Annotated in this window: 26 protein-coding genes and 1 riboswitch; of the genes, 12 read left to right on the top strand and 14 right to left on the bottom strand. The window is 67.6% G+C overall.

The features are described 5' to 3' along the window. From IEV83_RS15630 to IEV83_RS15570, 13 genes are all read right to left on the bottom strand, one after another. Positions 1-984 (bottom strand): energy transducer TonB family protein, encoded by a 984-nt coding sequence (locus IEV83_RS15630; protein WP_181761263.1) that lies wholly within the window; start codon positions 982-984, stop codon positions 1-3. Next, positions 981-1,391: a biopolymer transporter ExbD gene (locus IEV83_RS15625; RefSeq protein ID WP_181761264.1), complete on the bottom strand. Its 411-nt coding sequence runs from the start codon at positions 1,389-1,391 to the stop codon at positions 981-983. Before IEV83_RS15625 ends, IEV83_RS15630 begins: the two co-directional genes overlap by 4 nt. Next, entirely contained in the window at positions 1,388-1,762 is a 375-nt protein-coding gene (locus IEV83_RS15620) for an ExbD/TolR family protein (protein ID WP_209003198.1), read from the bottom strand. Before IEV83_RS15620 ends, IEV83_RS15625 begins: the two co-directional genes overlap by 4 nt. After that, positions 1,759-2,400: a MotA/TolQ/ExbB proton channel family protein gene (locus tag IEV83_RS15615; RefSeq protein WP_181761265.1), complete on the bottom strand. Its 642-nt coding sequence runs from the start codon at positions 2,398-2,400 to the stop codon at positions 1,759-1,761. Before IEV83_RS15615 ends, IEV83_RS15620 begins: the two co-directional genes overlap by 4 nt. Then, positions 2,397-3,461 carry a DUF6925 family protein gene (locus tag IEV83_RS15610; RefSeq protein WP_244628206.1) on the bottom strand — a complete coding sequence of 355 codons (1,065 nt, stop codon included), beginning with the start codon at positions 3,459-3,461 and terminating at the stop codon, positions 2,397-2,399. Before IEV83_RS15610 ends, IEV83_RS15615 begins: the two co-directional genes overlap by 4 nt. Beyond that, a complete protein-coding gene (locus tag IEV83_RS15605; protein ID WP_181761266.1) occupies positions 3,433-4,287 on the bottom strand; it encodes an ABC transporter ATP-binding protein in 855 nt (284 codons plus the stop codon). Before IEV83_RS15605 ends, IEV83_RS15610 begins: the two co-directional genes overlap by 29 nt. Next, a complete protein-coding gene (locus IEV83_RS15600) occupies positions 4,284-5,279 on the bottom strand; it encodes a FecCD family ABC transporter permease (RefSeq protein ID WP_181761267.1) in 996 nt (331 codons plus the stop codon). Before IEV83_RS15600 ends, IEV83_RS15605 begins: the two co-directional genes overlap by 4 nt. Beyond that, complete coding sequence (locus IEV83_RS15595) at positions 5,276-6,160, bottom strand: ABC transporter substrate-binding protein (RefSeq protein ID WP_181761268.1); 885 nt, start codon at positions 6,158-6,160, stop codon at positions 5,276-5,278. The genes IEV83_RS15600 and IEV83_RS15595 overlap by 4 nt, the downstream gene beginning before the upstream one ends. Continuing rightward, the gene (locus IEV83_RS15590; RefSeq protein WP_181761269.1) at positions 6,160-8,088 is read right to left on the bottom strand and encodes a TonB-dependent receptor plug domain-containing protein; all 1,929 of its coding nucleotides are present in this window, start codon (positions 8,086-8,088) and stop codon (positions 6,160-6,162) included. Before IEV83_RS15590 ends, IEV83_RS15595 begins: the two co-directional genes overlap by 1 nt. A gap of 213 nt (positions 8,089-8,301) precedes the next feature. Further along, a riboswitch (cobalamin riboswitch) is annotated at positions 8,302-8,520 on the bottom strand. A 60-nt stretch (positions 8,521-8,580) separates the two neighbouring features. After that, complete coding sequence (locus IEV83_RS15585) at positions 8,581-9,420, bottom strand: heme ABC transporter ATP-binding protein (RefSeq protein ID WP_181761314.1); 840 nt, start codon at positions 9,418-9,420, stop codon at positions 8,581-8,583. Positions 9,421-9,440: 20 nt separating this feature from the next. Beyond that, on the bottom strand, positions 9,441-10,544 hold the full coding sequence (locus IEV83_RS15580; protein WP_181761270.1) for a FecCD family ABC transporter permease: 1,104 nt from the start codon (positions 10,542-10,544) through the stop codon (positions 9,441-9,443). Positions 10,545-10,563: 19 nt separating this feature from the next. After that, on the bottom strand, positions 10,564-11,454 hold the full coding sequence (locus IEV83_RS15575) for a heme/hemin ABC transporter substrate-binding protein (RefSeq protein WP_181761271.1): 891 nt from the start codon (positions 11,452-11,454) through the stop codon (positions 10,564-10,566). Positions 11,455-11,462: 8 nt separating this feature from the next. Then, positions 11,463-12,524, bottom strand: a complete 1,062-nt coding sequence (locus tag IEV83_RS15570; RefSeq protein WP_244628205.1) for a hemin-degrading factor — start codon at positions 12,522-12,524, stop codon at positions 11,463-11,465. A gap of 350 nt (positions 12,525-12,874) precedes the next feature. Here IEV83_RS15570 and IEV83_RS15565 point away from each other — a divergent pair, with 350 nt between their 5' ends. From IEV83_RS15565 to pdxY, 8 genes are all read left to right on the top strand, one after another. Next, the gene (locus IEV83_RS15565) at positions 12,875-14,965 is read left to right on the top strand and encodes a TonB-dependent hemoglobin/transferrin/lactoferrin family receptor (RefSeq protein ID WP_181761273.1); all 2,091 of its coding nucleotides are present in this window, start codon (positions 12,875-12,877) and stop codon (positions 14,963-14,965) included. Positions 14,966-14,973: 8 nt separating this feature from the next. Continuing rightward, positions 14,974-15,435: a hypothetical protein gene (locus tag IEV83_RS15560; protein WP_181761274.1), complete on the top strand. Its 462-nt coding sequence runs from the start codon at positions 14,974-14,976 to the stop codon at positions 15,433-15,435. Between the two features lie 12 nt (positions 15,436-15,447). Then, positions 15,448-16,149, top strand: a complete 702-nt coding sequence (locus tag IEV83_RS15555; RefSeq protein ID WP_181761275.1) for a MotA/TolQ/ExbB proton channel family protein — start codon at positions 15,448-15,450, stop codon at positions 16,147-16,149. Continuing rightward, the gene (locus IEV83_RS15550) at positions 16,139-16,516 is read left to right on the top strand and encodes a biopolymer transporter ExbD (RefSeq protein ID WP_181761276.1); all 378 of its coding nucleotides are present in this window, start codon (positions 16,139-16,141) and stop codon (positions 16,514-16,516) included. Before IEV83_RS15555 ends, IEV83_RS15550 begins: the two co-directional genes overlap by 11 nt. A gap of 13 nt (positions 16,517-16,529) precedes the next feature. Continuing rightward, a complete protein-coding gene (locus IEV83_RS15545; RefSeq protein WP_308683739.1) occupies positions 16,530-16,952 on the top strand; it encodes an ExbD/TolR family protein in 423 nt (140 codons plus the stop codon). Further along, on the top strand, positions 16,949-17,908 hold the full coding sequence (locus IEV83_RS15540; RefSeq protein WP_181761278.1) for an energy transducer TonB: 960 nt from the start codon (positions 16,949-16,951) through the stop codon (positions 17,906-17,908). The genes IEV83_RS15545 and IEV83_RS15540 overlap by 4 nt, the downstream gene beginning before the upstream one ends. Before the next feature lie 159 nt (positions 17,909-18,067). Continuing rightward, on the top strand, positions 18,068-18,766 hold the full coding sequence (locus IEV83_RS15535) for an MOSC domain-containing protein (protein WP_181761279.1): 699 nt from the start codon (positions 18,068-18,070) through the stop codon (positions 18,764-18,766). Positions 18,767-18,811: 45 nt separating this feature from the next. Beyond that, positions 18,812-19,666, top strand: a complete 855-nt coding sequence (gene pdxY / locus IEV83_RS15530; RefSeq protein WP_181761280.1) for a pyridoxal kinase — start codon at positions 18,812-18,814, stop codon at positions 19,664-19,666. Positions 19,667-19,693: 27 nt separating this feature from the next. Here pdxY and IEV83_RS15525 read toward each other — a convergent pair whose 3' ends face one another. Then, the gene (locus IEV83_RS15525; protein WP_181761281.1) at positions 19,694-20,260 is read right to left on the bottom strand and encodes an AAA family ATPase; all 567 of its coding nucleotides are present in this window, start codon (positions 20,258-20,260) and stop codon (positions 19,694-19,696) included. A gap of 459 nt (positions 20,261-20,719) precedes the next feature. Between IEV83_RS15525 and IEV83_RS15520 the strand changes: the two genes are divergently transcribed. The 4 genes from IEV83_RS15520 to IEV83_RS15505 are packed head-to-tail and all read left to right on the top strand — an operon-like array spanning position 20,720 to position 25,322. Continuing rightward, positions 20,720-21,736 carry a TRAP transporter substrate-binding protein gene (locus IEV83_RS15520; RefSeq protein WP_181761282.1) on the top strand — a complete coding sequence of 339 codons (1,017 nt, stop codon included), beginning with the start codon at positions 20,720-20,722 and terminating at the stop codon, positions 21,734-21,736. Then, positions 21,733-23,661 carry a TRAP transporter large permease gene (locus IEV83_RS15515; protein ID WP_181761283.1) on the top strand — a complete coding sequence of 643 codons (1,929 nt, stop codon included), beginning with the start codon at positions 21,733-21,735 and terminating at the stop codon, positions 23,659-23,661. The genes IEV83_RS15520 and IEV83_RS15515 overlap by 4 nt, the downstream gene beginning before the upstream one ends. 3 nt (positions 23,662-23,664) lie before the next feature. After that, positions 23,665-24,483 carry an SDR family NAD(P)-dependent oxidoreductase gene (locus tag IEV83_RS15510; protein WP_181761284.1) on the top strand — a complete coding sequence of 273 codons (819 nt, stop codon included), beginning with the start codon at positions 23,665-23,667 and terminating at the stop codon, positions 24,481-24,483. Positions 24,484-24,527: 44 nt separating this feature from the next. Beyond that, positions 24,528-25,322 carry an aspartate/glutamate racemase family protein gene (locus IEV83_RS15505; RefSeq protein WP_181761285.1) on the top strand — a complete coding sequence of 265 codons (795 nt, stop codon included), beginning with the start codon at positions 24,528-24,530 and terminating at the stop codon, positions 25,320-25,322. Positions 25,323-25,331 lie beyond the last annotated feature (9 nt).

The following is a 25,331-nucleotide window of genomic DNA, read 5'->3' as shown; positions in this document are numbered from 1 at the left end:
CTACTTTCTCTTCCCGAACCGCACGGGCACGGTGAAGGTCAGGGTCGGGCCAGCAATACTCTCAGGGACGGCAGGAAAGGGCGAGGCGCGACGGGCAAGCTTGCGCAATTCGCGATCAAGGGCGGCAACCCCGGTCTTGCGCACCAGGCTCGCCCGCTTCACCCGCCCCTTGCGGTCAATGGTGATCTTCAGTTTGCCGACACCGCGCAAGGCCCCCGGCGTTGCACCGGGCGGGTAGCGCTTGTAGCGCTCCACCCGGCGCCGCAGCTTCAGCGCATAGGACGCCCGCTCGCCTTTCTTGCCCCCGGCCGCCGCGCGCCTGCCGGTCCCCACGTTGCCCTTGCGGGTGGAGACCTGCGCATCGCCGCGCCGGGAGGTGCTGGCACGGGTGGTCGTCTTGCGCGGCGGCGCCTTCTTGGTTTCGCGGACCGGCTTACGTGCCGGACGCTCGGGCGCGGGACGCGGCAGGGGCGCCACCTGAGGAGGTGTGGAGGCCTGCGCCATCTGCGCAACTGGCGTTGCGGCAGGGTCGGGCAGCGCGTCCGTTGCAGGTTCTGAAGGAACTTCCGGCACCTGTTGCGCCTCAGGCACGGACGCGGGCGCGAGCTCCGGTTCCGGCACGGGCTCAGGCGCGCGTTGCGCTTCCGGTTCCGGTGATATCTCAGCTTCAGAAGGAGGTTCGGAAGGCGCGGGATCTGGCGGCGGGGTTTGCTTGGGCTGCGGCTGCCGCGCTGGCTCGGCCCGGGGCTCCACCGGCTTCTCCTTGCCGGTCTCCGTCCCGGCGGTGCGGTCCGCATCGGCACCGGCCGCGCCCTCCCCGGCGTCCTCCAGAACCAGCACCGTCATCTCACCGGAGAGCGTGCCGCCACTGTCCGTCTGGCCGGTGCCGTCATCGGTCGTCAGCCAGAATACCGCCAACCCGATGCCCAGATGCAGCAGCAAGGCCAACACCAGCCCCGCGCCCCAGGTCAGCGCCTCCTTCATCTTGCCCGCACCTCCAGCATGACGGCACTGGCCCCCACACGGCGCACGGCACGGGCCAGCCGCAACACCTGAGCCAGATCCGCCCCGGCATCGGCCCGAATGGCCACCGGGCGCGCTGGGTCCCCTTCGCCCGGGTCATCATCAGCAAGAGCCACTGCCAGCGCCGCCAACACCGCCTCCTCGCCCAGGATCTCGCCAAAGCCGACCGCACCGGCGGCATCCACCTGCAGGCGCAGCACCGCCCCGGCCGGTTCGGTGTGCGCGGCCTCGCCCGGCGTCACGCTGATCTTCGCCCGCTCCTCCACACGGCCCATCAAGAGCAGGAAAATCAAGAGCAGGAAGACCACATTGATCAGTGGCAGCAGGGGCTCCACCGGGCGCCGCCGCACCTCCGGCGCGATCTTCATTGTCTGGCCTCCGGCTGCAGCGCGGCGCTCGCCGCCCCGGCCTCACGCAACCGATCCAGCGCATCCAGCCCCTGCTGCACGGCTACGCCAGTGCCGATCCGCAGGACAATCGGCCGCTCGGCCGCAATCGCCGCCGCGATCCGCGCCTCATCTTCGGCCCCGCCAGCGAACCCACCATCGGCGGCAAGGCGCAGGATCAACGGTTCGGCCTGGGGTGCGCTTTCCGCCGACCCGCCGGTCGCAAGGGGCAACAGCTGCAGCCGGTCGAAGCTGGAGACCAGCATGAAGAAGACGATCAGCAGGAAGATCACATCGATCAGCGATGTCAGACCGACGCCGGGACGACGCGCCCGCTCCTCCTCCAGCCTCACTGCGCCGCCGCCTGCCGGGCGGCTTCCGCCGTCGCCGGCTCAGTGACCGCATGCGGCGGTTCCGGCACGGTCTCCAGCGCCTCGGTCGCCGCGACCTCCAGCCGGAAACGAAACCGGTCGACCAGAGCATCGAGCAGGGCGTGCAGCGCCAGCGCCAGAAGGGCGATCACCATGCCCGCCGCCGTGGTGATCAGCGCTTCCCAGATGCCGCCGGCAAGATCCGCCGGTTTTACCGCCTCGCCGGAGGACTGCATCGCCTGAAAGGCATCAATCATGCCAAGCACCGTGCCGAGCAGCCCCAGCAGCGGCGCGGTGGTAACGATCAGCTCCAGCAGGCGAAAGCCGGTGCGGGCCTGACGCAGATACCCGCGCGCCAAAAGCGCCGCTTCCTCGGCAACCAACTCGCGATCATCGCCGCGCAGCAGCCGACGGCGCAAATGGGCGGCAAGGTTTGCCGCCGTGCCGCGCCCGGTCGCCATGCCCTGAAAGGGGCGGAGCGCGGCAAAGCGCAGGGCCGAAACGATGGCCGCCATCAGCGCGGCGACCGACAGGCAGAGCAGCGCGGCCATGGTCCATCCGCCCCGGTCGAGCAGCAGTTCCGCCGCCGCACCGATTTGATCCACCGGAGATCCAGTCATGACGGCTCTCCCTCATGGCCCGGATTGTCGGCGTCCATCTCCTCCGCATGCTGACCGCTTTGGTCGAACACCGCCTGCCAGCGCCGCGCCCAGGCAAGACGGGGCGCATCACTAGCGCTTTCCGCGGCACGGGCGATCTGGCGCAAGGTGTTGCGCAGGCCGATGCGACCGGTCCGGGTCGCCGGCTCGGTGAAGGAGGACGGGTCGTCGCCGGCGGCACAGGCGGCCAGCACCGCACCGCGCACCGCCAGATATCCGGCCGGTCCATAAGCGGCCAGCAACTCCTCGAACGCCGCCTGCCGGCCCGCGTCATAGGTGATATCCTGCCCCTGAGGCCCCGCCACCGGACTTGCCGGATGCAGATAGGCGCAAGGCACGAAGCCTTCCGGGACGGGGATGTTGGCCGAATGGCTGCGCCCGCTCTTCAGGAGTTTGGGCAGGACATGGGTGTGCGGCCCGTCCGGCGACACACCGCCGGTCGCCGGTCCGCCGATCTTCTGATAGACCTCGACCCGACCCAACCGGGAGATCACCACCCGGTGCGGGTGAGCCTCCAGGATCGCCGCCATCGCCCCGTTGCCCGGCGCCATGACGGAGCTGCCCGCGCCCGCGCGCAAGATGGCGATCAGCTCCGGATCCCGGGTGCGGATGCAGAAATCGACCTGCAACTGGTCCAGCCCCATGTCGAACAGCAGCGCCCCCCGATCCTCTGCGCGCAAGGCGCCCTCATCCGGCCCCAGCTCGGTCAGGACGCTGCGCCCGGACATGGCCGCCTGCGCCTCGGGCAGGCACAGCGCCAGCCCCAGCCCCCAGCGATGGGCGCGCGGGCTCAGGGTCTCGTAGGCCAAGGCCCGCACCTCGGCCAGCGCCGCGCCGTCGAGGCGGATGCCGCCCTTCTCGCTCACCCGGGTGAGTCCCTCCGGGTCATCGACCAGGCGGAGGTCATCCGCCCGCTGGTGAAACTCGCCGATCGCGCCGAAGGAGCCGATGCTCCAGCCAGCGTCGATATCGCGCAAGGCGGCGCGCAGGTGATCATGCAATGCGCGGCAGGCAGCGCTCATTTCCCTCTCCTTCTTCCTCGATTGGCATGACTTCGGAGGTTTGTGCGGAGGCAGATGGGGCAAGCCCCTCCGGCACCACGGCAAAGCTGCCGCCGATGGTGAGTGGGCGCACGGCAATGCCATAGACCCGCGCCATACGGTCCGCCGTCATCACCTCTTCCGGCGTGCCATCGGCGACGAGCCGTCCCTGGTCCATCAGCAGCAGCCGGTCGCACCAGCGGCTGGCCAGGGAGAGATCATGCAAGGACACGAGCACGCTGCGCCCGCCAGCGACGATGTCGCGAAAGACTTGCATCAGGGCGATCTGATGCGCCGGATCGAGCCCGCTCGCCGGCTCGTCGGCGATCAGCAGATCCGGATCCTGCGCCAGCATGCGGGCGATCAGTACCCGCGCCTGCTCGCCACCGGACAAGGTGTCGAAGGCACGATCCGCAAAGCCGTCTACCGACATGGCCGCGAGCGCTTCGGCGACTGCGCGCCGGTCCGCCGCCGAAGGCCCGGCAAATGCCCCCTGATACGGGAGACGGGCGAGCATCACCACCTCGCGGCAGGCGAGCGGCCAGTGCACCGTGCGCTCCTGCGGCATGAAGGCGAGCGCCCGCGCCCGGCGAGCCGGGCTCATTGCCGTCAGATCCTCACCGTTCCAGACCGCCGTTCCGCTTGCCGGCAATAGACCGGCGACGGCCCGCATCAGGGTCGATTTGCCCGCGCCATTGGGGCCGATCAACCCGATGAGCTGCGGCCGGGGCGCGGCAAAGGAGACGCTGTCGACGGTCAACCGATCGCCGCGTGGCACCGTGATCCGGTCGCAAACCAGCCCACTCATGCCGCCCTCCTTTTCAAACTGAGCAACAGCCACAGGAAGAACGGCGCGCCGATGATCGCGGTCACCACACCGAGCTTCAGATCACGCCCCGGCAGGATCACCCGCACGAGAAGATCGGCGGCGAGCAGGAACGCCGCCCCGCCCAGAGCGCTGACCGGCAAGAGCCGGCCGGGCCGATGCCCCACCAGCGGGCGGAGCAGATGGGGAACGATCAGGCCGACAAAGCCGATGGCGCCACTGACGGCGGTGGCCGCGCCAACCCCGAGCGCCGTGCCCAGCACCGCCAGCGCCCGGGTCCGTCCCATGCGGATGCCAAGGCTGCGGGCCACCTCCTGCCCGAGGCTGAGCGCCTCCAGCGCCCGACCGGTCAACAGCAGCAGCACCGCGCCGACGACGATGAACGGCCCGGCCAGCCCCACATGAACCATGCTGCGATCAGTCAGCGAGCCGAGCATCCAGAAGACGATTTCCATCGCCGCGAACGGGTTGGGCGAGAGGTTCAGCACCAGCGAGGTCAGGGCACCGGCCAGCGAGGTCAAGGCGACGCCGGCCAGGATCAGCGTCAGGATTTCACCGGAGCGGCCGACCAGCGCCTGCAGCAGCAGAACGGACAGCAGCGCGCCAATGAGGGCGCTGAGCGGCAAGGCATAGGCATGGACCGCGACCAGCCCGCCATGGATCGCCAGCACCGCCCCCAACGAGGCCGAGGCGGAAACGCCCAGCAGCCCCGGTTCGGCCAGCGGATTGCGCAACAGCCCCTGCAGCACCGCGCCGGACAGGCCGAGGATCGCCCCGACCATCAGCCCGAGCAGGGCACGGGGTAGACGGATTTCGGCCAAGATCAACCGGTCGGCGGCGCTGCCGCCGGAAAAAGCGGAAAGTGGGTCGATCCACACCTGACCGACCGCCAGCGACAGGAAAAACAGCCCGGCGACCAGAGAGGCCAGCCCGGCGACGAGCAGAGGAAAACGGATGCCGCGCCCGCCGCTCATGATCCATCTCCGGGGACTGCTGCGGCCAGCGCCGTGACCGCCTCCACGGTGAAGGGCGCGCCGCAGATCCAGTAGCGATCATCCGACCAGAGCCGGCGTTCCGGCCCGAACCATTTTTGCAAGGCCGGATGGGTCAGGATCTCGCCGGAGCGCGCCGGGGTGGCGGTCCAGCGGCGCCAGGACATCACATAGTCCGGATTGGCGACAATCAGGCTTTCCAGCGGCAGGCGCGTTGCGCCGGAGAGGCCGAGCTCCGTGCCCAGATGGCGAAAGCCGGCAGCGGTGACGATCTCAGCTTCCAGCGTGCCGCCACCGGTGGTGTAGCTGTTGGCTGCATAGGAGCCGAGAACCGGACGACGCGCGCCCCCCTTGTCTGCACTCAGCCGCGCCAGCTCCCGGTCGAAGGCTTCGGTGAGCGCCCGCGCCTGCGCCTCCCGGTGCAACAGCGCGCCCATCCGCGTCAGGTTTTCGCGAATATCGGCGAAGTTGCGGGCCGGGGCGAATTCGGCGACCCGCAGGCCCAGCCGCCTGAGCAGATTGACCGTCGCCCGGGTGGTGTAGGTGCCGGCGATCACCAGATCCGGGTCGAGACGGAGGATTTCCTCCGCCAGACCGTGATTGCGCGGCAGGGCCCGGGCGCGGGCGCTGAGAACGGAGACGCTTTCATCGGAGGCCAGATGGGACAGCGCCCGAAGCTGCCCGGGCGCGGCCAGCAGCAGGGCAAGCTGGTCGGTGCACAGATTCATCGACACCACCCGCAGCGGCGGCGATCCGACCTCTCCGGAGGTCCCGGCCACCCCGGCCAGCTCGCCAGCCGAAGCGCCGGCGCCTGAGAGCGCAAGCAGCACGGCGGCGAGCAGGGAGACGGCCGGCCGGCACATCAGAAGGTGCCCTTGAGGCCGACGAAGGCAGTCAGCCCTTGCGTGTTGTAGCCGTAGACCTCCTGATAATCCTGATCGAACAGGTTCTCCACCCGGCCGAACAGTTGCACATGATCATTGAGCTGATAATCGGCACCGACATTGACCAGCCAGTACTGATCGAGGGTGACCCGGGTCCAGGGCGTCGAGGAAATGAACTCCAGATCCTGCATCTGGCCGTTGTAAACCGCATCGAGGAACAGGTTGCCGCGCCCCTCGTCGAAGCCATAGACGAGACCGAGCGAGCCGGAATGGCGCGGGCGGCGCACCTCCTGCAGTCCGGACGGCTCGGTCGCGTCGAGATAGGTGTAGCTCACCTTGGCATGCAGGTTTTCCGTGACGTCGACGCCGAGCGCCACTTCCACGCCCTGACGTCGACTGGTGCCATCGAGGTTGACGGGGGTGCTGACCCAGCCCGGCAGGTAGCGGGTCTGGATCTCATCCTCCAGCCGCTCGTTGAAATAGGTGACGTCGGCAACCACCCGGTCCTCCCAGAACGTCTGCTCGATGCCGATGTCCCAGCCGAAGTTCTGCTCCGGCCGCAGATTCGGATTGCCGATGAAGGAGGACGGGATAAAGCCGAACTGCTCGAAGAAGGTCGGGTTGGTCACGCCGGTGCCTATCGAGGCGTGGAACCGGGTTCCCGTCTCCGGCACCAGATAGGCGGCGCTGGCGCTGTAGGTCAGGGCATTCTTGAAATCGTCGTTCTGGTCGAAGCGCAGCGCGCCGCTGATGAACAGATTGTCGTAGAACTCGCCCCGATATTCGGCCACATAGCCGAAAAGATCGCGGCTGCGGGTCGGCACCTGCGAGGGGGTGCCGGGATGGGTATTGCGGAAGGTCTCCTGCTCCCATTCCACAGCGCCGGTCAGGCTGTGCGCGGCGGAGAGAAACTCCGGCGTCTCGAAGGCGAAGGTACCCTGATAGCTGGCATGATAGCGGCGATCATGGTTGCCGTTTTCGCTGCCGCTGCCATAGCCGCGCCGCTCCACATCGGTCAGCTCGAACCGGGTCTTCTGCACGAACCGGTCCTCGAACAGCGACCAGGACGCGCCCACCCCGCCGGAGAATTCGCGGGTGGCGTTGTAGCCGGGGGTGTCGATCACCTGCCCCTCGGTCGGGGTCGGCGGGAAGCTGTAGTCCTGATCGTCCGTGTCGGACTTGCGGTCGACATAGCGCAGGTTGGCATCGAGCCGGACGGTCTCCGACAGGTCCCAGGCGCCCTTGCCGTAGAGGGTCAGGTTCCGGTCGCCATCCTTTTCCGAGCCGTAGTCGGACAGGTTGAACCCATCTGTGCGGCGGAAGGCGCCGGCCAGGGCAAGGTCGAAATTCTCACCGCCACCGCGCAGTTCCACGGCGCCGAGCCAGGTGCGGTCGGTGCCGACCTCGGTCCGGCCGCTGACCTCATAGCCGTCGCGCACCCCGCCCTTGGTGATGATATGAATCACGCCAGAGGCGGCATTGGAGCCATAAAGCGCGCTTTGCGGTCCGCGCAGCACCTCGATCCGCTCCACATCGGCGACCTGCAAGCCGCCAAAGTCGAACTCGCCGCTGGACGAGGCGGAAACCTCGACCCCGTCGATCAGCACCAGTACATGATTGGCTTCCGACCCGCGCAGGCGGACCTGGGTCAGACCGCCGACGGAACCGGTGCGCGAGACGGAAACGCCCGGCACCTTGCGCAAGGCATCGGCGAGATAGCGGGTCTGGCTCCGCTCCAGATCCTCGCCGGTGATCACCGTATAGGCCCGGCCGACCTTTTCCGCGCCAAGCGGCGTGCGGCCGGCGGAGACCACCACCTCCTCCAGCTCCAGGTCCTGCGCCAGCGCCGGCACGGCGCAGAACAGTCCCAGTCCAAACATGCCGATCCGGCAGGCAGCTACAGTCATTCTGACACACCCCAGGTGTTTGCCGGGCCGCCTGTCGGCGTCTCCGGACATCACAAGTCGCAGGATCCGGGTCACGGGGGCGCGCGGGTCCTGTCCACGCGGGGCGCCTTGCGGACGCGCCATGCGAACGAAACCGAGGCCCCGGCGAGCGGGTCCTGATTTTCGGGTGTCACCTCAACGGAAAGCCGCACCTCGACACACCCCGTATCGAAGGTCGGGTGACCGAAAGCGGCAGGTCTCCTGGCTTGCGGGTCAGCGCCGGGCATCCACCTTCCCAACCCATGCCGAGGCATGGGTCAGTGGTCTTTCAGATGCCGGCTCGCCGCTCACAGTTGCGGGGGCAGCCACGGTCTTGGCCCCAAAGGGGGGTATCCTCACCGTGTTCCCTATTCATCCGTGTGTTTCACGGAAACCACTTTCAAGGATCGACTATGTCCCAGCCGCCAAGCGCCCGTCAATGCGGCCAAATGGATAGCTTGCAAGATATGCACGTCAAACGAGAGACGTCTCCCGGGTCGCCCCCTGAGCTGCCTGAGCTGCCTGAGCTGCCTGAGGCAGGACGAAGGGGGTCCCGCGCGCCGGAAGCGCCCCCACCCGCAAGGGATGGTCGAAGGCCTCGGAGATCAGATCGTCGCGCAACACCGCCTCCGGCGCCCCGTCCGCCAGAAGGCGGCCGGATTTCATCACCAGCAGCCGGCCCGCGAACATCGCCGTCAGGTTGAGATCGTGCATCACCGCGACGACACCGCCACCGCGTGCGGCGAAATCCGCGGCGATGCGCATAATCAGGATCTGATGGCGGATATCCAGGCTCGACACCGGCTCATCGAGGAACAGCCAGCGGGCGGTTCCCGCGCTGCAGGGCTCCCACACCTGACAGAGCACCCGGGCAAGCTGGACCCGCTGCTGCTCACCGCCGGACAGGCTGTGATAGGCACGCCCCTCGAAGCCGGCGAGATCCACCCGTTGCAGGGCGGCGCGCACCCGAGCGTCGCGGTCATTTCCCGGCCCGAAGGGAGGCAACAGGCCGAGCCGTACCACCTCCATCACGCTCAAGGGGAAGGACAGGCTGGTGTGCTGCGGCAGCACCCCGCGCAAGGCCGCAAGCGCCGCCGGCGAGAGCGACGAAAGGGTAGCGCCGTTGATCCGCACCGCGCCGGAATGGGCCAGCTCACCGGTGACCGCGCGCATCACCGTGCTCTTGCCGGAGCCGTTCGGCCCGACAATCGCCGTCAGGGTGCCGGCGGGAACCGAAAAGCCGACACCGGTGACGATCGGCTTGCCGGACAGGGTAACGCCGAGGTCACGCACCTCCAACCGGGGCGGGGTCATCATCTGAGGCGTGTCGGGCTTCATAGGGAGGTCAGGCCTTTCCGCCGCAGCAGTATCCACAGGAAGAACGGCGCACCGGCGAGCGCGGTAACGATGCCAATGGGCAATTCAGCCGGGGCGACGATGGTGCGGCTCACCGTATCGGCGAGGATCAGCAGGCTGGCACCGAGCAGGGCGCAGGCCGGCAACAGATAGCGGTGATCCGGGCCGATGGTCAGGCGCAGGAGATGCGGCACGACGATGCCAACGAAGCCGATGCCGCCGCTGACCGCGACCGCCGCACCGGTGGCGGCGGCAACGGCGACGATGGCAATCGTCTTCAGCCGCTGCACCCGGATGCCGATGTGGCTGGCCGCCGCCTCGCCCAGCACCAGCGCATTGAGCCCGCCGGCAAGAAACGGCACCGCCGCCAGAACCAGCGCGATCACCGGGCCGGCGGCCAGGATCTTGTCCCAGTTGGCACCGGCGAGCGACCCGAGGCCCCAGAAGGTCAGATCGCGCAACTGCCGGTCGTCGGCGACATAGACCAGCAGTCCGGTCAGCGCTCCGGCCAGCGCGCCAAGGGCGATGCCGGCCAGCAGCATGGTCGGGATCGAGGTCATGCCGCCGCGCGTGCCGATGCGATAAAGGGCGAAGGTGGTCACCAGACCGCCGAAAAACGCGGCGACCGGAAGGGCATAGATGCCGGCAAGGGCGACGGCCGGCGCCAGCACCCCGCCGCCGAGCACGATCAGGCCGGCGGCGGCAAGCCCCGCGCCGGCGGAGACGCCAACGATGCCCGGATCGGCCAGCGGGTTGCGGAAAATCCCTTGCATCACCGCGCCGGAGACGGCAAGCGCCGCCCCGACCAGCGCGCCGAGCAACACCCTTGGCAGGCGCACCTCGGTGAGCACGATCCGGTCGCGCAGCTCGGTGGCGGTGAGGGTCTCCCGCCCCTCCGCCAGAGCCCCGAGCGCCGACAGCACCGGGATCTCCAGCGCTCCGGTCGCCAGCGAGAACAGCGCGGTGCCGGCCAGAGCCACGGCCAGGGCGGCGATCACCGCCCGGGCCATCGGGCCGCGATCCCCGGCACGGGCGGCGGTGCGCCAGCCGCCGGCGGGAGGTTCCAGAACGGTTTCGCTCATGATCCGCCGCTCCTCTTTGTCAAAGACCGTAGTCGGTGAGCGCGGCGGACAGGTCGCCGACCGCGGCAGCGGTGCGCGGGCCGAAGCCGAGCAGATAAAGCCCGTCCATGCGGATCAGGCGCCGATGCACCCCGGCGGGCGTGCGGGCAATTCCTGGATGGGCCAGCACCTCCGCCTCCCCGGTCTGGTGATCGCCGCTCCGGCTGATCATCAGGATCACGTCCGGCGCGGCGGCCATCGCCGCCTCGTCGCTGATCTGCTTGTAGCCGGAAAGTCCCTCAATGGCGTTGCGGGCGCCGGCCAGGCGAATCACCCCGGCGGCGGCCGTCTCGTCGCCAGCGGCGAGAATGCGCCCGCCGCTGAGCGAGAGGATGAAGAGCACCCGCGCGTCTCGCCCACGCGCCGCGGCCTCGGCGGTGGCGGCCTGAAGCTCCGCCTCGATCCGCCGCACCAGTTCCGCGCCCTTTTCCGGCACGCCCAGCGCCGCACTCACCAAGCGCACCTTCTCCGAAATACCGGCGGCGTCGAAGCGCTCCGGAACCGTCACAAAATCGACCCCCGCGCCCTTCAGCACGGTGAGTGCCTCCGGCGGGCCGCTGCCTTCGATCGCCAGGATGGCATCGGGCTTCACCGACAGCACCCCTTCCGGTGACAGGGCGCGCATGTAGCCCACATCGGGCAGGGCGTCCGCCGCCGGCGGATAGCTGCTGGTGGTGTCGCGGGCAACCAGCCGCCCCTCCTCGCCCAGCGCATGGACGATCTCGGTCACGGCGCCGCCGATGGCGACGATCCGCCGGGCATCCTTGAGCGGCGCCGGCTCGGCCAGAGCCGTTCCGGCGGCAAGGGCCAGGGAAAGAGCGAGAGCAACGGGCGCGGCGATCCGCACAAGTGCGGGCGAAAGAATGGACATGGGGGACCTCACTGCGCGGGAAGCAGCGACAGGCGGGGGAGGTTCTCCACCAGCGCGCGCCAGTCGCCGCGCTCGTCCGCGCCTTCCTTGCGCAGACCGAAGAACTGGATCACCAGCGTGCCGTCCGCGTCATAGGCCTCGATGGAGGTGACATGCCCCTCAGGCGTCGGCTTGCGCACCGCCCAGGCCTCGTGAATCTGATCGGTGCGCAGATGCAAATGGAAGCCCGGATCCATCACGTTGATCCATGGTCCGCGCACCGCCACGGTCTCCACCGGACCGGAATGGATCTGGATACAGCCACGGCTGCCGACGAAGCACATGATCGGCAGCGCCTCGTTGGCGGCAAGGCGCAGGGTGGCGGAGACCGCATCGGGCTGCAACTGCCATGCGTGCGGCTCTCCGGCCAGCTCCAGCGCGTCCAGCCGGTGCAGCTTGAACTTGCGCAAGAGGCCATGGAACTGGTGCGGATCGGTCATCGCCGCCCAGCCGGCCCGCAAGGACGCACGCTGGGAGGTATCCAGCGGCGGACGGACAGGCAGCACCGCCGGTTCCGGGCGAATGCCAAGGCCGGGCGTCTGGTCCTCGGCGAGATGGCTTGCCACCAGCGCGTCCCAGGCGGCGATATCCGTCGCCTCGCGGGCATGGATCTTGTGGACCGCATCGCCATGCCGGTCGAAGACCTGCAGGCTGCGGCGCACCGATCCATCCTGCTGCGGCCGTTCGACGGCAAAACCATGGACCCAATGGGCGGGAAACATGCGCATGTCGATGTCGGCGCCAAGCATCATTGCCGCCATCTTGCCGTCGATGAACCGGTCGTAGACGCCGACCTTCTCATGCACGGCGCTTTCGTTGCGGGTCAGCGCCAGCACCTCGCCCACTGCCTCCAGCGCGGGAAACAGCGTGTCGAATCGCACATTGATCCGGCGCACGGTCTCGCCGCAGAACGCGGCCACCAGCTCCGCCTCGCTGATGCCCATCATCCGGGCCAGGTCGCGCTCGCGCATCTTCGGATTGCCATCGCGCATGCGCCGGATCTGATCAATGTCGAGAGAGATATCTGTCATAGCCATTGTCCGTGATTGGGCCGCCCCGCGAAATGGGGTGCCGCCGCAGGAAGCACAGGCACGCCTCGTAAAGGCGCGCGCGGCGGGGGCTCGGCTGTGCTTGCGCTCCACTCGGCCACCGGTCGGAAAGGGCGGGCGATGGCCCGCCGCGACGGGCGGCCCGGAGTGTGCTGGCTTTGCATCGCACCCGGGTCAGTGCGGTCGAAACCGCCGATCAATATCTTGACTCAAATACTCATGTTTCGTATCCACATCAATACCTGAGTTGTTAACTCATATTTCACCCACCGAAAAGCGAGCGAGCCGATGCCAGCGAGCAGACGAGGAATGTCTGGAGACCGGAAATGCATATGGCCGCTGGCAAACTTGCGGTTTGGAAGAACGGTGTCGCCCTCGGCGCGCTTTTTATCGCGCTAGCGCCGCAGGCGCGGGCGCAGGATGCGGCAACGGTCAATGCGCCCGGCGCCTCGACCCTGTTGCAACGGCTGGTGATCGGCGCGGGCGTGGAAAAGGTGGCGATCGACACGCCCCAGGCGGTCACGGTCCTCGATCAGGAGGCGATCGACGAAGAACAGCCGATGGTGATCGGCGACATCCTGCGCCAGGTGCCGGGCGTCACCGTCATCGGCAGCGAGCGGACCGCCGGCCAGTCCTTCAACATTCGCGGCATCGGCGGGCTTGAGGCTTCCGACGAATCGAAGATCGTCGTCACCGTCGACGGCGCGGTGAAATTCTACGAGCAATACCGGCTCGGCTCGTTCTTCAGCGATCCGGAACTTTACAAGCGGGTGGAGGTGCTGCGCGGCCCGGCCTCCTCGACCCTTTACGGTTCCGGCGCGCTCGGCGGCGTGATCAACTTCACCACCAAAGACGCGGCCGATTTCCTCAAGGACGGGCAGACCACCGCCGTCCAGCTCAAGTCCATGTACGATTCCAACAAGGACGGGGTGCTGGCCTCGATCTCCGCCGCCCATGCCTTTTCCAACGGCACGGAGGTGCTGCTGAACGGCAACTTCCGCCGCTCCAGCGAATACGAGAACGGCAATGGCGTGCCGGTGCCCGGCTCCGATTTCGCCGCCTTCTCCGGGCTGGCCAAGCTGACCCACCGCTTCGGCGAGAACGACGAACAGGCGGTGCGGCTGTCCTACCAGCGCTGGCAGAGCGATGCGGATGATACCGAGTATTCGCAGACCGGCACCCTGCCGTTCGGCACCATCGACCGCAAGATCACCGACCAGACGGTGGTGCTGAGCTACGAGAACCCGGCCAGCAGCAACCCGCTGCTCGATTTCAAGCTGAACCTGTCCCTGTCCGACACCAAGGTGCGGCAGGAAAATTCCTCGTTCAACTTCATTCCCTCGCCGTTGTTCGCCGATTCCGACTACGGCTACCGCACCTGGGCGGCCAAGGCGGAAAACACCTTCGAGCACAGCGGCGACGGCTTTGAGAACTTCCTCACCGTCGGCGGCCAGCTCAGCCACCAGCAGCGCTTTGCCGAGGCGAGCACCGGTCCGATCGGCTTCCACCCGGAAGGAACGGACACCAAATACGGCGTGTTCTTCCAGAATGAGTTCATCTGGAACGAGAAGCTCACCGTCATTCCCGGCGCCCGGCTCGACTTCGTCAACCTGCGCCCGGACGCATCGGTTCCCGGCGCCAAGACCAGCAACGACATCGCCTTTTCGCCGAAACTGGCGGTGATGTACCAGATCAACGAGACCTTCTCGCTGTTCGGCTCCGTTGCCCATACCCAGCGGGTGCCGACCCTTGATGAGATGTTCTCCAGTGCCGGCCCGAATGCGGACTATCCCGGCGGGCGCCTACCAAGCCTCAACCTGAAGAAGGAAACTTCCAACTCCGTCGAGGTGGGTTTTGCCATCTCCACCCAGGACCTTGTCACCGACGGGGACAGCCTGCAGCTCAAGACCACCGGCTTTTACAACGACCTGCACGACCTGATCACCACCAACCCCAATCGCGGCGCGGCGGTGCCGGTGGTCTATTACGTCAATGTGGACGAGGCGGAGATCTACGGCGTGGAGGTCGAGGCCGCCTATGACATGGACTACGCCTTCGCCAGCCTCGCCTACAGCCTCACGCGCGGGGAAGACAAGGCGACCGGCCAGACCCTGACGACGATCCCGGCCGACACGCTGGCGGTCACCCTCGGCGGCCGCCTGCCCGAGCATGACCTTTCGTTCGGCTGGCGCGGCCTGTTCGCCGCCTCGATCTCCACCGGCGCCACCACCGGTCCGTTCGGCGGCTACGCGGTGCATGACCTGTTCATGAACTGGACGCCGGATGAGGGGCGCTTTTCCGGGCTGCAGGTGCGGGCCGCCGTGGAGAACCTGTTCGACAAGCAGTACCGGGCGAACCTCTCCGGCGACGATGGCCGGGGCCGCACCTTCAAGCTAACCCTGGCGAAGACCTTCGGATGGTAGGCCCGCGCATGAAACTCGCCGTCTCGATCCTGGCTGCCGCCGCCCTGTCGGCGGCGGCGCTGTTCCCCGCTTTCGCCTCGGCGACGGAGGCAGCCCCGCCCGCCAACGCGGACAAGGGGCTGGCCCTTGAGCTGAACCGGGTCGCGCCCGGTTCAGCCGGGTGCCTGCTCACCTTCGTCATCCGCAACGACACAGGTCGCGCCATCGACGCGGCCCGCTACGAAGTGGTGCTGTTCAACAAGGCGGGGCTGGTGGAGCAGCTCACCACCCTCGATTTCGGCGCGCTGGCGCCGGCCAAGACCGTCGTCCGCCAGTTCGACCTTCCCGGAGTGTCTTGCCCGAACCTTAGCCGGCTTCTGGTCAATGGTCCGGCCGGCTGTACCGGTGGCGACGACAATCGTACCGCCGCCCCGCTGTGCACCGCGCCGCTGCACCTTTCCAGCCGAACCGACATTGCCGTCATTCAATAGGAGTTTTCGCCTATGTCCGCCCCTGATCTGTTGCAACCCATTCTTGCCCTGATCGACCTGGGCGGGCCGGTGGTGGCGCTGCTTGCCGGCCTGTCGGTCATCGCCCTCGCCCTCCTGATGCTGAAGCTCGGCCAGTTCCTGCAAGCCCGGGTCGGCCGGCCAGCCCGGGCGCGCGCCGCCGTGCTGCACTGGAGCCACGGCCGGCGCGGCGATGCCTGGCGCGCCCTCAGCGGGGCGACGAGCGCGGCGGAGGAGGCTGTCGCCATGGCCATGCGCTTCGCCGAGCGCCCCGAGGGAGACAAGGCCCGGATCGAGGAAGACATCGCCCGGGTCGCCGGCGAGCGCTTCCACCAGCTTGGCCGGGGGCTGAAGGCGCTCGACTCGATTGCCCAGATCGCGCCGCTGCTCGGTCTGTTCGGCACGGTGCTGGGCATGATCGAAGCCTTCCAGCAGCTCCAATTGGCGGGCAATGCGGTCGACCCATCCGCGCTGGCCGGCGGCATCTGGGTGGCGCTGTTGACCACCGCCGCCGGTCTTGCGGTCGCCATGCCGGTGTCGCTCGCCGTCACCTATCTGGAGGAGCGTCTGGAAAGCGAGCGGGTGGCGGTGGAAACCCTGCCCATGGCCATCCTCTTGCACGGGGTCGGCAGCCCCGCGCTGCCGCTTGCCGATGAGGTTCCGACAATTGCCCCCCGGGTGGCCCATGCGCATTGACCGACCCATGGCCCGGCGGCGGCCCTTGTCCCTGACGTCGCTGATCGACGTCATCTTCCTGTTGCTGCTGTTCTTCATGCTGTCCTCGACCTTCACCCGGTTCGGGAAGGTCGACCTGGCCGCTGGAGGACAGGGCGGCGCAGGCCCTGCCCCGGATATCTTCCTGACCGTCGACGGGCAGGGTCTGCGCCTCAACGGCCTGACCATGGACCTTGAGGGCGCGGCGGAGGCGGTCACCGATCTCGTCGGCAAGGGCGCGAAGACCGCGCTGCTCCTGCCCGGCGGCGATGCCTCCACCCAGGATCTCGTGGCCGCGCTCGACCGGCTGGGTGCGATCACCCCCCTGCAGATCACCGTGGCGAGGTAAGGCGATGATCCGCATGGCACATTCCCGACCGAAACGGCCGCAGGAAAACACCCTGTCGCTGATCAACATCGTCTTCCTGATGCTGATCTTTTTCCTCATTGCCGGCCAGTTGTCGCCACCGGTCGATCCCGAGGTATCGCTGGCGGAAACAACCGGCGCGCCGCCGTTGCCGCCCCCCGATGCGCTCTTCGCAGATGCTGAAGGAGTGTTGCGCTATCGCGGGCAAGCCACCAGCGCCGAGGCGTTCATGACCGATCATGCGCGAGGAAGGGAAACGGCGGGAGAAAGAGAGCCGGGGGACGTTCCCCCACTGCCCGCCATCCGCCTTGCCGCCGACCGGGCCTTGCCGGCGGTGCGCCTGCTGACGCTGGTGGATGCGCTTTATGCCGCCGGCGCCGGCAGCGTGTCGGTGGTGACCATGCGGGCCGGGTCATGACCGAGCGCCGCGCCTTTCGCCCGCCCTACCGGCTTCTGGCGGTGGCCGCCTCGCTGGCGGTCCATCTCGGCGCCGCCTTCGCCCTGAATGGCCGCGCGCCGGAGGAACAGCTTGCCGGCGCCGGTGCGCGCGCCTCGGTGCAGATCGGCCAAGCCTTTACCAGCAGCATCGCCGCCGGTGCACAGGCCGGGGGCGGGGCGGTTCAGCCGCAGCAAAGCCCGACACAGACGGCAACTGCCGCCGAACCGGCAGGGGCGCTGCGGCCCCAACCGCCGCAACAGAGCCAACCGAAGGCGGTCAGGCCGGAGGCCCAGCCGGCTCTCAAACCCTCTGCGGCGCAGACGGTCCGAGCCGCAATCGCACGCCCCACAGAGGCAAAACCGGTGGCGGCAACGGCTGCCAGGACCGCAGAAAGCCGGGCGGCGGAACAGAGCCCGACAGTGCCGCGTCCCATCGCCCGCCCTCCGGAGATCACCCGGATCGCCGCGGCAACGCCCACGACGAAAAAGCCGGAGCGGAAACAGGCCCAGAAACAGGTGAAGCCGAAACGGCGCGACAAGGCGGCCAGGACAGCACGCGCGAAAAGCGCGCCCGGGGCCGGCGGCAAGGGGCGACAGACCGTGCAAAAGGGCGGTTCGCGCGGCGGGGCGAAGACCCGCGACGCAGGCAACGCCGCAAGGTCAAACTATCCCGGCCTTGTCCGGCGCAAGCTCGGTCGCTCCTTGCGCTATCCGCGGTCGGCCCGGCGCAAGGGGCTCACCGGTGAAGTCACCGTCGGCTTTACCGTGCAAAGCTCCGGGGCGGCGACCGGCGTGCGCGTCGTCCGCAGCTCCGGTTCGACGATCCTCGACCGGGCGGCGCTGGAGACCGTCGGCCGTGCGGCGCCCTTCCCGCGCATTCCGGCCAGTACCGGCAAAACCCGCTGGCGCTTCACCATCCCGCTGACCTTCCGCTGATCGCCTGCGCGCGGCGCATCATGCAGTGGACGACTGCCGCGAAAACTGGTTCCTTGCAAATATTGGAACCGGCCCTTTGTATGAGACCAGAATTTCCCTAACACCGGCCACGAGCCGGGCATTTCCGGAAAGGCTCAACTGCAAGAGGGACCGCATGTCATGACCGTTCATCTCGATCACCTGCTGGTCGGCGAGCTGGCGGAGCTGGGACCGAAGGCCGTCCCGAGCGGCATCGCCAAGCTGCCAGTGGACCGCCCCTTGCACCTTGGCCGTGAAGGTTTTGACGGCGACGCGCAAGGCGACCGCAAACATCACGGCGGTCCGGACAAGGCGGTGCACCACTATCCGTTCGAGCATTACACCGCCTGGCGGCAGGAGCTGGGCGCAACGCCGCTGCTGGCCGCCCCCGGCGCCTTTGGCGAAAACCTCTCCACCTCCGGCATGACCGAAGCAACCGTTGCCCTTGGCGACAGGTTTCGCCTCGGCACAGCCCTGATCGAGGTGTCGCAGGGACGCCAGCCCTGCTGGAAGCTGAATTTCCGGCATGACGTGCCGGACATGGCCTTGCGCGTTCAGAAGAGCGGACGGACCGGCTGGTACTACCGGGTGCTGGAAGAAGGCACCGTGGAGCCGGGCGCATCGTTTACGCTGGTGGACCGGCGTTCGCCGGACTGGACCTTGCACCGGCTGTGGCACACGCTCTACGTCGACACCCTCAACTTCGACGAACTGGCGGCGATGGCCGCGCTTGAGCACCTGCCCGACGGCTGGCGCCGCTATGCGCGCCGGCGCCTTGAAAACCGGCGGGTGGAAAGCTGGGACAGCCGCCTGAAAGGGACGTCCGAGACGACCGCCTGAGGCATCTTCGCCGCCGACCTTCCCCCAACAAAGAAGTCAGTGATCATGAGTGCGCCCAGAACGCCCGCCCCGCTCGTCCTGTCGATCCAGAGCCAGGTGGTGCATGGCCATGTCGGCAACAGCGCGGCAGTGTTTCCCATGCAGGCCGCCGGCCTGACGGTGGCAGCGGTGCCGACGACCCTCTTGTCGAACAACCCGCATTACCCGACCATGCGCGGACAGGTTCTCGATGCGGCGCTGGTGGAAGATCTTCTGCTCGGCCTCACCGAACGCGGGCTGATCGAGAAGGCGCGCTTCCTCGTTACCGGCTATCTCGGTTCGGCGGAAATCGGCGCGGCAGTCGCCCGTTTCGTGCGGCTGGCAAAGGCGCGCAATCCGGAGCTCGTCTATATCTGCGACCCGGTGATGGGCGACATCGACCTCGGCGTCTATGTAAAGCCGGGCATTCCGGAGCTGATGCGCAGCGAACTGGTGCCGCTGGCCGACCTGCTCACCCCGAACCAATTTGAGCTGGGGCTTCTAACCGACCATCGGACCGGCACGGCGAAGGAGCTGTCCGGAGCCTTCCAGGCCCTGTGCGACGCACGGCCGACTGGTGCCAACGCACCGACCGGCGTGATCGCCACCGGCTGCGTCCTTGCCGATACGCCGCAAAACCATCTGGATACGGTGCTGGTGCAGGCGAGCGGCCTGCATCGCTGTCCAGTGCCGCGCCTGCCGGTGCGCCCGGCGGGAACCGGCGATCTCTTCACCGCGCTGATGATCGGCCAACTGGCAACCGGCACCCCGCTGCCCGCCGCCGTCGCCCATGCGGTGGGCGCCATGCAGGAGGTGCTAGCCCGCACCGCCGAGGCCGGCGCAGAGGAAATGGTGCTGAACGGATTTTCCGCCACCAGCTGAGCAGATAACGGCCAGCCGGGCGCCCTATTAAAGGACCAGTTGCGACGCCAGCCCGAGATGCGCCCGCACGAAACGGGCGCGCTCCTCGACGCTGGCCCGTGGCAACTCGACCAGCCGATAGCCGAGCCGGGCGTAGACCCGCGCCATCGCCTCATAGGTGCGGCAGGCCTCGGCGAAGTCCTGACGCCGCTCCGTGTCCTGGTGAAAGATCTCCCGCCAGGGCGGGGCGATGAAGACCTGCGGGTGATAGCGAAACCGGCACGCTGCGGCCTCCATATGCGCGGGCACGGGCAGGCCGCAAAGGTCCAGATACCCCAGAACATCAGGCACGCCCCGGTCGAACAGCACCGGCCCGGGAAGGTCCTGTGCCATGTGGTGCGAGCGCATGTCCCATGCGAGCATCTGTTCGGCGAAGGCAGCCGGATCGCGCCAGGGCAGCGCCGGACCGCCAATCGCCACCTGATCCCGAATGATCGCCCGGCCGGCCTCGACCGTGCGAGAGAGACCGGCCCCCGCCAGGGCACCGAGCAGGGTGCTCTTGCCGGAGCCCGGCCCGCCGGTGACCACATGAAACCGTGTCGTGGATTGCGCCATGACATGACCTTTCTCGTGCGAAGGTTAAGAAACGGGGAGCGCGCAGACGGGAAGCCGTCCGTCCCATGCGAAGACGGACGCAAGACACGCGCCCCGAGGGAGGACTTGAAAAACAGGGAGATGGGGAAAGGGGTCTGGTCCGCCGCCCCGAGGGCTCGCCGGTGTGGTGTGCTTCGGCTAATGGAACCTGGAAGCTCCGATCATCGACCGGACTTCAACCGCCGGCCACATCTCTACGAGATCAACCACCTGAAGGCAAGGTTTCAACGTCGCGACGTTCTCAGTGCGAACATTTCTTCTTTCCGCCTTGTTCCAACCTGACGCAACGACCTATCCAGACAGGAACTGGAGGCATTCCGTTCCGGCACCGGACCATGACCCACCGGTGCGGCGACGAGAGCGGATGCATGCGGTTGCGGGATACACCCACATAAATCTCGACAATTGGGGAGGAAACCCATGACTGAACTGAACAAACGGCAATTTCTCGGACTTGCCGCCGGCGCCGCTGCGCTGTGCACCCCCTCGATCCTGCGCGCGGCCGGCCCGACCAAGCTGCGTTTCACCAATTTCGCCGGACCGACGTCCTTCCTGACCAACGGCATTTTCCGTCCCGCCTTCGATGCCATTGAAGCGGCCTCCGACGGCACGCTGAAGATCGACATTTATTCCGGCGGGTCGCTGGCCAGCGCCGCCGACACCTATGATGCGGTGCGGCGCGGCATCGCCGACATGGGCTGGGGCGTGACCAGCTACACGCCGGGCCGGTTCAAGACCGCGACGCTCGTGGAACTGCCGTTCGAGGCACTGACCTCCAAATCCGCCTCGCGGGGGCTGTGGAAGCTCTACCAGGAAGACCTTCTCGACGGGTTCAAGGGCGTGGAAGTGTTCTCCGTGATGTCCTCCGGCATCCAGCACTGCCACAGCACCAAGGACATCGACAGCCTCGACGGCCTGGCCGGCGAGCGGGTGCGCGCCGCCGGATCGACGGCGGCAATGATGTGGGAAGCCTTCGGCGCGATCCCGGTCTCCCTGCCGGTGTCGACCATCGCCGAGAGCCTGTCGAAGAACACCCTGCGCGGCTCGATGAACGACTGGAACGCGCTGGAAACCTGGGGCATCCTCGATTTCGTCAAGTGGCATATCGATGTGCCGTTGGGCTCCTCCCCCTGCTTCCTGACCATCAACAAGAAGGTGTTCGACAGCCTGCCGGAGGTCGCCCAGACCGCCCTTCGCGAGCATGGCGGCCAGCGCTTCAACGACTTCTGGGGCGAGCAGCTCGACGGCGAAAACCGCCGGCTGCGCGCGGTCGTCGCCGAGATGGCCGACCATCACATCCTCGTTCCCACCGCCGAACAGCTCGGCGAGTGGAAAAAGCGGATTGCCCCGGTCACCGAAAAGTGGGTTTCCGAGAACCCCAACGGCGAACGTGCCCTTGAGCTCTACACCGCCACCCTCAACGAGGCGCGGGGATGAGCAACAATCGCGGCGAAGTGATTGACGGCGCCGCCAGCGTTCCCGGTCCGGCCTTTTCGCCGGACCGGGAGGTTCTGCGGATCGCCTTTCTCGCGCTGCATGTTGCCATGATTGCCCTCGGCTGCCTCGCCTTCGCGACGGTGGTCGATGTGATCGGCCGCAACACGCCGGCCGGTTTCACCGTGCGCGGCATCTACGAGGTCAGCGGCCTGGTCATGGCGGTGATCATTGCCGCCGCCGCAGCGCCCGCCTTCCTGCTCCGGCGCAATGTGGGGATGGAGCTGCTGGTGCCACTGCTCGGCGAGCGCTCCCTGCTGACCGCCATCGCCTCGATTGCCGAAACGGCGTTTCTTCTGCTGATCGCCTGGCGGCTTCACGCCAAGGCTGCCGATGCGCTGGAGTTTCAGGACACCACCAGTCTGCTCGGCCTGTCCATCGCCCCGTTCTGGTTTGCGGCCAGCTACTGCCTGCTCTTTGCCGGCGCCGCCACCTTGTGGAAGACCGGCGGCCATCTTCTGGCGCTGCGCAAGACGGACCCGCGCCGGCTGCTGCGGCCCGCCCTCATCCTCACGCTGATCGGCGCCGCCGTCGCCGGCATCCTCGCCTCGCTGGTGGCCGCCGATGCCACGCCCGGCTGGCAGGCCGGTGCCGCCTTTCTCGCCCTCTATCTCCTGATCGTCGCCGGCATCCCCATCGGCATCAGCCTTGGCCTCACCGGCTTCGGCTTCCTCTTTCTGGTGATCGGCGAGCCGCAGGCGCTGGCCATCGTCGAAAACGAAACCGCACGCGCTCTGTCCAGCGACAGCCTCGCCGCCATTCCGCTGTTTCTGCTGATGGGCAGTCTTGCGGTGCAGGCCGGTCTTGCCGGCGACATCTTCAAGGCCGCCAGCCGCTTCACCGCCGGCTTCCGGGGAGGACTGTCGATCGCCAGTGTCATCGGCTGCGGTGCCTTCGGTGCCATTTCCGGATCATCGATCGCCACCACCGCAACCTTCGGCAAGGTTGCCTTCTCGGAAATGAAGCAGCGCGGCTACGATGCCGGCCTAGCCACCGGCACGCTGGCGGCGGGCGGAACCCTCGGCGCGCTGATCCCGCCCTCGGTCGTCTTGATCATCTATTGCGTGCTGGTCGAGGTCTCGATCCAGGAAGCCTTCATCGCCAGCCTTATTCCCGGCCTGCTGGCCATGGGCCTCTATCTGGTGGCGGTGGTGGTTCAGGTGCGGCTCAGGCCGGATCTGGCCCCGCAGGCCGAGGGCTTTGACGCGCGCGAAGCCATGCGCAGCATGGCCGTCGCCTGGCGGCCGATCCTGCTGTTCCTGATGGTGCTCGGCGGGCTCTACGGCGGGGTGTTCACCACCCAGGAAGCGGCTGCGGTCGGCGCCGTTCTCGCCTTCGCCTTCGCCGTCACCAGCAAGGGGTTCTCGCTGCGGGCGCTGCTCGACGGGTTTGCGGAGACCGCCGTCAACACGGTGGTGATCTACGTGATCGTCATCGGCGCCAATATCTTCGCCGCCTATCTGACCCTGACCGACATCACCACCAGCGTGCTCAGCGTCGTCGATCTGGAAACCACGCCGCACTGGCTGATCCTGCTGGTGATCATGGCGATGTATCTGGTGCTCGGCAGCGTGTTCGACACGGTCGCCGCCGTTCTGGTCACCGCGCCCTTCGTCATCCCGCTGATCAGCGGCATGGGCTATGACCTGATCTGGTGGGGGGTGATCACCCTGTCGCTGGTGGAAATCGGCATGATCACCCCGCCAATCGGCGTCAATGTCTTCGTCATGAAATCGGTGATCGGCACCGCCGCGCCGATCAAGACGATCTTCAAGGGCATCGTGCCGTTCCTCGCCGCCGACCTCGTCCGGCTGGCGGTGCTGACGCTCTTCCCGATCCTGACCCTCTGGCTGCCGAAGGTTCTGTGACCGATGACCACCCACACACCACCAGACGCGCCGTCTGACGGCGGCGCTACCACAGCGGAAAACCGTACCGCCATCGTTGTTGGCGGCGGGCGCGGCATCGGTGCCGCCACGGCCCGGAAGCTGGGGGCACAGGGGCTCAAGGTCCTTGTCGCCGACCGGGACGCGGCGGCGGCGCGCGATGTCTGCGCCGAGCTCGGCGGTGGCCACGGCCATCATGCCCTCGACATCCGCGATCCGGAGGCGGTGCAAGCGCTGTTCGACCACGCCGAGACGCAGTTCGGCCCGGTGTCGGTGCTGGTCAACACCGCCGCGATTTCGCCCATGCCCGCCGATGGCTCGCGGCTGGCAATCGCCGACACGGACACCGCACTCCTGCGCGACGTGCTCGACATCAACACCCTGGGCACGATCCTGCTCGGACGCGAATACGCCCGGCGGGCGCGGAAGGCCGGCACCGACCTTGGCCGCCATGGCCGGGTGGTGTTCCTGTCCTCGGCGGCGGCGCAGCTCGGCGGGCACAAGTCCTCGGTGATCTACATCGCCAGCAAGGCGGCGGTGATCGGCTTCACCAAGGGGCTGGCGCGCGAACTGGCCCCGCACGGGATCACCGTCAACTGCGTGGCGCCGGGCCTGATCGACACGCCCATGCTGCGCGCGGGCCTGCGGGCCGAACAGGACGCGGAAGCAAGCGCCGCCGTGCCGCTGGCGCGGATCGGCCAGCCGGAGGAGGTCGCCGCCGCCGTCGCCTATCTGGTGTCGGCGGACGCGGCCTATATCACCGGCGCCACCCTCGACATCAACGGCGGCTACCACATGGGCTGACCCGCCCGCCCACACCGCCCAGCTATTCAGGAAAGCGAGACATCTTGCGCATCTGGCATCAGTCCAGCGTCGATCTGGAAAACTACCCGCATTACCACGCATCCATGCTGCGCCATTACGAAAAAATCCTGCATCCGGACACGCAGATGACCTTCGTCGGCGTTCCCGTCGACACCTGGGGCGGTCTTTCGCCGAGCGATTTCATCGGCTCGCCCTATCTCTACCAGCAGACCCTCAGCAATCTGCTCTACACCAACTGCCTGAGGGCGGAGCGCGAAGGCTACGACGCCTTTGTCATCGGCAGCTACACCGCGCCGTTCCTGCGCGAGTGCCGCTCGCTGGTGAACATCCCCGTGATCTCCATGCCGGAAAGCACCATCCTCGTCGGCTGCTCGATGGCGCAGAAGATCGGCCTTGTCACCCTCAATGACGAGAACCGCTGGTTCCTGCAGACCATGGTCTCCTCCAACAAGTTCGAAGGCCGGATCGCCGGCATCGAGGTGGTGGAACCGGCACTCAACGAAAAGGAACTTGAGGACGCCTTCGCCGACCCGACCGACTACATCGCCCGCTTCACCGAGGTGTCGCGCCGGGTGATTGCCATGGGCGCGGATGTGATCGTGCCGGCGGAAGGCATCGTCGCGGAGGTCGTCTACAAGGCGGGGCTGACGGAAATCGACGGGGTCTGCGTCATGGACGGCATCGGCATTCCGCTTGCCTATGCGCAGATGCTGGGCAGCCTGCATCGCAGCACCGGCCTGCACGCGGGGCGCAAGTGGCACTACGTCTCGCCTGGCGCCGAAGCACTGGCCCGCTTCCCGCCATTGGCGCGCGGCTGACCTTCCGCC

The sequence above is a fragment of the Stappia taiwanensis genome, from assembly GCF_014635285.1.
GTDB classification, from domain to species: Bacteria; Pseudomonadota; Alphaproteobacteria; order Rhizobiales; family Stappiaceae; genus Stappia; species Stappia taiwanensis.
The sequence above is the reverse complement of the archived record's forward strand: the minus strand, read 5'-3'. Positions and strand labels throughout refer to the sequence as shown.